The sequence below is a fragment of the Dactylosporangium darangshiense genome, assembly GCF_039537565.1.
Lineage (GTDB): Bacteria > Actinomycetota > Actinomycetes > Mycobacteriales > Micromonosporaceae > Dactylosporangium > Dactylosporangium darangshiense.
The window spans coordinates 1-1,750 of sequence record NZ_BAABAT010000169.1; the positions used below are offsets into that span (position 1 = coordinate 1).

Here is a 1,750-nt window from a genome sequence, read left to right on the forward strand (position 1 = left end):
AGAGCGTGTTTGAGAAGTGGGTCTGTTTGTCGTCAGGCGTAACCGCTTGCGTCGATGCCGCCAAGGTAAGCCGGACGTCCCAGCTGCGGCGATGCTCATCGGGCCTGACCGACGTGCAGGTCTCGACCGCATGACCGACCTCATCGCCGGTTATTGCACCCAACGCCGTATCTTGCCGCGGTGACCTACTTCGCGGACCTGACGCACGCGTACTCGCTCTTCGACCACGACACCGTCAGATACGAATGGGGCACGCTGGACTACCGGCCGCGGTACGAGCGGCTCAGCGTCGGCTGGTTGGATGGCTCGCAGCCGTTCGACACGGGCCCGGTCCCGGACTGGTTCGCCGACGCGTTGCTCGACATCGTCGGCAATCCGCCCGTCAACGAGACGCGCGGCCTGCACCGCTGTGAGTTCTGCCCGTCAGACACGAGTCTCATCGCCGATCCGCGGTCGGACGGCCAGTCCTGGCTTGCGTTCCGCGAGATCAGGGTGCCGGCCCGGCCGGGCGTGATGTTCGCAGCGCCAGCGCTGATCTGGCATTACGTCTCCGCTCATGCCTACCGGCCGCCCGCGGAGTTCGTCGAAGCGGTGCAGCGTTACGACGCCGACTGGGCCACCGAGCCGAGCCCCTGGATCCCGCCCGACGCGGAGCGCGCGGTCTGGGACCGCACCCCCAGGAACGTCATGCTTAGGTGTGTGAGCTGCGGCCAGAAGTTCGAGTTGCACTACACGCCGTCCGAGCCTGGTCGCAGGGCGGTATTGCTGGCCACCCAGCAGCTCAGGGAACAGTGCCCCGACCACGGCAAGGAATGGGAATTCTGGGACAAGATCCGATGATGCATCGGTGTGCCTGCGTGACCACCGGTGTCGATGCCGCCAACGTGGCCGGATGCTCCGGCCGCGGCGGTACCCCTCAGACCTGACCGACGAACAGTGGGCACTGGTCGGGCCGCTACTCCCGGCGCTCAAACGCTTCGGTAGGCCGGAAAAGCATCCACGCAGATCCATTGTGGACGCTGTTCTGTACGTGGTCCGCACCGGCTGCGCCTGGCGGTACCTGCCCGGCGACTTCCCGCCATGGCAGACGGTCTACTGGTACTTCAAGCAGTGGGAAGAGTCCAAGGTCACCGAGGCGATGCTCACCACGCTGCGGGAGCGAGCGCGGATACAGCAGGGCCGCAACCCGCAGCCCAGCGCGGGCATCATCGACTCCCAAAGCGTCAAGGGCGCCGACACCGTCGGGCGCAGCAGCCGGGGCTACGACGCGGGCAAAAAGATCAACGGCCGCAAACGGTTCATCGTCACCGACACCCTCGGCCTGCTCATCAACGTGGTCGTCCTCGCCGCCAGCGTCCAGGACCGCGACGGGGCCAAGGCCACCCTGCTGTCCATGTACCTGGCCGCGCCGATCCGGTTCGTCTTCGCCGACGGCGGCTTCGCCGGCAAGCTCGTCGACTGGACCACCAGCATCCTGCGCACCACGCTGCACATCGTGCGCAAACCCGAAGGCCAACAAGGCTTCGCAGTCATCCCGCGCCGCTGGTGCGTCGAGCGGACCCTGGCCTGGCTCACCGCCCACCGCCGCCTCGCCCGCGACTACGAACGCGACCCCGCCAGCTCCGAAGCCATGATCCGCTGGGCCGCGATCAACACCATGACCAGCCGCATCGCCCGAGGCCGGCCAGCCACCCGTCAGCAACGCTGGCGCTGGCCCGACGACAAATAGACCACTTCTCAAACACACTCT

Annotated in this window: 2 protein-coding genes; both read left to right on the forward strand. The window is 66.9% G+C overall.

What is annotated here, in order from left to right:
• The first annotated feature begins 180 nt into the window (after positions 1–180).
• Positions 181–840 (forward strand): DUF7919 family protein, encoded by a 660-nt coding sequence (locus tag ABD901_RS58475; protein WP_345145026.1) that lies wholly within the window; start codon positions 181–183, stop codon positions 838–840.
• Between the two features lie 52 nt (positions 841–892).
• On the forward strand, positions 893–1,729 hold the full coding sequence (locus tag ABD901_RS58480) for an IS5 family transposase (protein WP_345145028.1): 837 nt from the start codon (positions 893–895) through the stop codon (positions 1,727–1,729).
• Positions 1,730–1,750 lie beyond the last annotated feature (21 nt).

Excerpts from the sequence above, each read along its gene's own strand:
- ABD901_RS58480 (WP_345145028.1), top strand. The coding sequence starts at position 893 with ATGCTCCGGCCGCGGCGGTACCCCTCAGACCTGACCGACGAACAGTGG.